A 4,984-nucleotide genomic window follows, 5' to 3' on the forward strand; every position below is an offset into this window, starting at 1 on the left:
ACGGGAAGGGGAGCAGGTTCGGCTCACTCGCAGCACTCGGCGCCGCGCATCCCGCCTGGCGGTCACGAGGAGCCCCCAGCCGACCCGGGCGGGCCGCTCCGTTGGGAGAATGCCCCGGTGAGCGACGTACGGCATGTACTGGTACTGCCCGACAGGGACGCGGCCGAGGAGGTGGCCGGGCAGCTGGAGCTGCGGCTCGGTCTCGCCGAGGAGCCCGAACTGGTCCGCGACGCCCTCGCCGGGGAGGACGACGCCGAGGACGCACAGTGGCTGGTCGTCCTCGAAGACCCGCACGCCGCCTACGACCCCGCCCTCCTGGCCTCCCTCGCGGAGGAACACGAAGGCTGGCTGGAGAGCGACTGAGCCGTCCGTTCCACGCGGTCGCGCCGCCCCGACCGAGGCGGTCGGCCCGGGGCGGTGCGGCCAGCGGGAGGCGCCCGGCACGCTCGCCGTGCTCCGATGCCGCCGAGTGCCCCGGGGCGCCTCCGGGCGCGGCCAGACCGCCCCGCCGGGTGACCACGGCAGGGGTGCCGTCGGGGCGCCGCACCAGCGCCAGGGCCCCGTGCCGATCCGTCCGCGCGACCAAGGCTCCCGCGGCGGCCAGCGCATCCAGCGTCTCGGGGGCCGGATGCCCGTAGGGGTTGTCCCGCCCCGCCGAGACGAGGGCCACCCGTGGGCGCAGCCGCCGCAGCAGCTCGGGATCCTGGAAACGCGAGCCGTGGTGCGCCACCTTCAACACGTCCGCCCGCGGCAGATCGGGCCGCAGCGCCAGCAAACCCTGCTGCGCTTCCGGCTCCAGGTCGCCGGGCAGGAACAGGCTGAGGCCTGCCGTGCGGACGAGCAGCGTGACGCTCGCGTCGTTGGCGCCTTCCCCGCCCTCTCCGCCCGCCTCGCCACTGCCGCCGGGCACGCCGCTCCCGCCACCGCTGTCCGGCACACCGTTCGGCGCGGCCTGCCGGGGCCACACCACCTCCCACCGCAGGTCTTTGACCCTGCGCCGCTCCCCTGCCCGGGCGATGAGCACCGGAACCCCCGCCCGCCGAGCCGCCTCCCGCACGAACTCCGCCTGGCCAGGGGGCCGCGCCAGCCCCGTCGTCTCGACGGCTCCCACTTCCCTGTCCCGCAACACCCCCGTCAGGCCCGCCACATGATCGGCGTGGAAGTGCGTCAGTACGACCAGCGGCACCGACGTCACACCGAGCCGGCTCAGACACCGGTCGACCGCTGCGGGATCGGGGCCCGCGTCCACCACGACGGCTCCCCCCGCACCACCGCGCTCCGCGTCCACGGCCAGCACCAGCGCGTCGCCTTGGCCCACATCGCACGCGACCATCCGCCACCCCGCCGGCGGCCATCCCGTGAACGGCCGGACCAGCGGCACCGGCCGCACGACCGCCACCAGCAGAGCGAGCACACACGCGGCACACCACCACGGCCGGTACGGCAGCCGCAGCCGGGCCGCCACCAGGCACAGCCCGCCCAGCAGCGCCGCGAGCCCCAGCGCACCCGGCCAGGACCCGGGCCAGCCGATCTCCGCGCCGGGCAGCCCCGCACCCGTCCGTGCGATGCCCGCGATGGCCTCCACCGGCCAGCTCGCCAGCCACGCCAGCCACTTCGCCACCGGTATCGCGAGCGGCGCGGCCACCAGCGCGGCGAACCCGAGCACGGTGGCCGGCGCGACCGCGAACTCCGCCAGCAGGTTGCACGGCACCGCCACCAGGCTCACGTGTGCCGCCAGCACCGCGACCACCGGAGCACACGCCGCCTGCGCCGCGGCTGCCGCGGCCAGGGCTTCCGCCAGCCGGCCCGGGCACCCTCGCCTGCGCAGGGCCGCGGACCAGCGGGGCGCCACCGTCAGCAGGGAGGCGGTGGCCAGGACGGAGAGCAGGAAACCGAAGTCCCGCGCCAGCCAGGGGTCGTAGAAGACCAGCACCAGTACCGCCGCGGCAAGGGCGGGCAACAGCGAGCGCCGCCGTCCCGTGCCGATCGCCCAGACCGTGATCAGCCCGCAGGCCGCCGCCCGCAGCACACTCGGCTCCGGTCTGCACACCACGACGAAGCCGAGCGTCAGCAAGGCCGCGACCACCGCCGTGGTCCGCAGCGGCAGCCCGATCCGGGGCGCGAGCCCCCGCCGCTCCGCCCGGTGTGCGAGACCCGGCGGACCGATGAGCAGGACCAGCAGGATCGACAGGTTCGCCCCGCTCACGGCGAGGAGATGCGTCATGTCCGTGGCGCGGAAGGCCTCCTCCAGCTCCCGGCTCAGCCCGGAGGTGTCGCCGACCACCAGGCCCGGCAACAATGCCCGGGCGTCCTCGTCCAGATCGGCGACGGCGCTCCGCAACCCGGCACGGAGCCGGCCCGCGGCACGCTGCACGGCTTTCGGTCGCACGACGACCTCCGGCGGACCGGGGCCGGCCCGCAGCACCGCGGCGATGTCCCCGCCACCTCGCCGGTCGGTGTCGGGCGGCACGAGGTCGCCATGCACGCGGAGCCGGGTTGAGGGCAACAGCCGCAACCAGGCGGTACGGGAGGTCGGGGCGTTCGCTGCGTGGTCGCTCGATGTCGCTTGGCCGTGGCCGTGGCTCTGGCCGCTGGTCGCCAGCGCCTGCGCCCGCCCCTCTTCTCCGCTTACCGCGCCCTTGCCGCTTGTTACCGCTTCCGCGCCGCCTTTCGTGTCCTTGCCCCTCACCTTCCCTGCCGCCCGGCCGCGGCTGCCGCCCTCCTGCCCGTCCAGCCTGACCAGCAGCAGTACCGGTGTGCGCAGCCGCGTCCTGGCGCCGTCCCCGGCCACGAGGGCGACCGCCTCCGCCGGAACCACGACGACACCGGGCGCCTGCTGTGCTCCCCACACCCGAGGCCGGGTCACCCGGGGATCTTCCGTGACGGTGACCTCGACGGTCGCCTCCGCGTGCCTTTCGGCCAGCTCGGGCAACGGCCCCCTGCGCAGGTCGGCTGCGTGCAGTGCGGCGCTGCCGCCCGCGGCAGCACCGCACAGAAGGCTGACCGCCGCGCCGAGAAGCAGAGCCCGCTTCCGCGCCCCGTGCCGCCTCCCATGGCGGCTGCCGGTGTCGCGTCGGGGCGCGGTTGCCCGGGGCGGCCCCGGGGGCACGGAGGCCGAGCCGGCCTCCGCTTCCGGTGCGGTCCCACCAGCCGCCCTCTCCCCGACGCCGGGAACGGCCCCGATGGCGGTCCCGGCTCCGTGGGCGGCCCCCAGCCTGTGGGTGGCCCCGGGCCCGTGCGCGGCCCCGGGCCCGTACGCGGCCCCGGGCCCGTACGCGGCCCCGGGCCCGTACGCGGCCCGGGGCCCGAGGGCGGCTCCGGTCCCGGGCGTGGGCCCGGTCCCGAGCGTGACCCCGGGACCGAGCGTGGGCCCGGGACCGAGCGTGACCCCGGGGCCGAGCGTGGGCCGGGGTGCGGCTCCGGGGGCCGTCCTGCTGCCGCTGCCGGGTGGGGTGGCGGCCCGCGCAGTGGGGGCCACTGCTGCACTCCTGCCGCCCCGCAGCGCGAGGGCCACCAGCGCGACCCCGGCCAGGCCGCTCAACACAACACCGATCGCCGCCTGAGTTCCCGAGACGCCCAGTGCTCCGGCAGCCGCCGCCCAGGCCGCCAGTGCGGGTCCGACCAGTCGTAAGTCCCGTGGTTCCTCCGGTGTTGCGCCCGCTTCCGCTTCGCCCGGCCGGTCGTCGGACGGAAGCACGCCCGAAGCCGCCGTCCGCCGGCGGCTCACGGTGTGACCTTGGGCTTGATGTCCGCGAACCGCTTCTCGCCGATGCCGTTCACTTCCTTGAGTTGATCGACCGACGTGAAGCCGCCGTGCTCCGTGCGGTAGTCCACGATGTGCTGGGCCAGCACGGGCCCGACCCCCGGAAGCGTCTCCAACTGCTCCGGGGTGGCCGCGCTCAGGCTGATCGGCGCCGCGGGCCCGCCGCTCGCGGCCCCGGTGGACGCGCCGCCGCCCCCGGCGGCACCCGGCGGCGCGGCGGCCCCGCCCTTGCCGGGCTTCCCCACCACGATCTGCTCCCCGTCCACCAGCAGCCGCGCACGGTTCAGCCCGCTCGTGTCGGCTCCCTTGCGGAGCCCGCCCGCCGCCTCCAGCGCGTCGGTCACCCGCGACCCCGCCGGCAGGCGGTGGATCCCGGGATCGCGCACCTTTCCGGAGACGTCCACCACGAGCCGCTTGCCCGGCGACGCGCTGCTGGAGGCCGCCGGCACTCCACCGGACCCCGGCGCCGGGGAACCGCCGCCCGGTGGACGCGCGGTGGGGTCCCCTGCCGGGGCGCTTTCCGCGCTCGGGACGGCGACCCCCTGGGGACGTCCCGTCCAGAAGTGGTGCACCGCGAACCCCACCGCGACCAGCAGCACCAGCGAGAGCGCCACCAGCGTCTTCGGCTCGATTCCGCAGCGCAGCCGCAGCCAGGTCGGCAGCCGGTCCTCCAAAGCGAGCCCCCAGCGTTCCCGCAAGGGCAGCCGCGTCCGCGTTCCGCGCTCGCCTTCCTGCTCGACGAAGAACCCGCCTCCCACCCTCCCCGGCTCGGAGCCGTCCCCCGGTCCGGGCTCCTCGTCCTCCTCCTCGCGCTGCCGCGTGGCGGGGAGGAGGTGTGGCGCCCCTCCTCCCCGCGACCTGCTCATTCGGGGCTCTGGCTCCGCGCCTCGGCGGGGCTCGGGGCCCGGCGACCGGCCCGCCTCGCCGACCCGGTCGTCCGCGCGCCATTCGCGGCCCCTGTCCGGACTTGGCGGATGCAGGCGGTCCCGGCTCCGGTGGACGGCCTCGCGGGCTGCCGCGATGGCCTCCGCGCGCGGCATGGCCCACGTCTCCGGCCCCGGCACGGGCCGCTCGACGAGAGGACGGGTGCGGGTGAGGGGTTCGGGCAGCGCCTCCAATCCGTCGAACAGCTCGGCGGAGGGCGGCGGCTCCGCACCGGTTGAGGTCGCCTCTCCGAGGGGTGGGGCCGTCTCCTCAGATGGTGGGGCCGTCTCGCCGGGG

General features: G+C 76.6%; 2 protein-coding genes and 1 pseudogene. 1 reads left to right on the forward strand and 2 read right to left on the reverse strand.

The window, feature by feature from the left end; translation table 11 throughout:
- Window positions 1-117: 117 nt before the first annotated feature.
- Window positions 118-363 (forward strand): hypothetical protein, encoded by a 246-nt coding sequence (locus AB8Z75_RS32585; RefSeq protein ID WP_369208377.1) that lies wholly within the window; start codon window positions 118-120, stop codon window positions 361-363.
- 184 nt (window positions 364-547) lie between these two features.
- On the opposite strand, the pseudogene AB8Z75_RS32590 reads toward AB8Z75_RS32585, so the two are convergent.
- Both AB8Z75_RS32590 and AB8Z75_RS32595 read right to left on the reverse strand, forming a co-directional pair.
- Window positions 548-3,022: pseudogene (locus tag AB8Z75_RS32590) on the reverse strand (ComEC/Rec2 family competence protein); the annotation flags it as partial.
- 701 nt (window positions 3,023-3,723) lie between these two features.
- Window positions 3,724-4,803 carry a helix-hairpin-helix domain-containing protein gene (locus AB8Z75_RS32595; RefSeq protein WP_369208379.1) on the reverse strand — a complete coding sequence of 360 codons (1,080 nt, stop codon included), beginning with the start codon at window positions 4,801-4,803 and terminating at the stop codon, window positions 3,724-3,726.
- Window positions 4,804-4,984: the final 181 nt, after the last annotated feature.

This window comes from Streptomyces sp. PU-14G (genome assembly GCF_041028275.1).
GTDB lineage: Bacteria > Actinomycetota > Actinomycetes > Streptomycetales > Streptomycetaceae > Streptomyces.

Excerpts from the sequence above, each read along its gene's own strand:
- AB8Z75_RS32595 (WP_369208379.1), bottom strand. The coding sequence starts at position 4,803 with ATGCCGCGCGCGGAGGCCATCGCGGCAGCCCGCGAGGCCGTCCACCGG.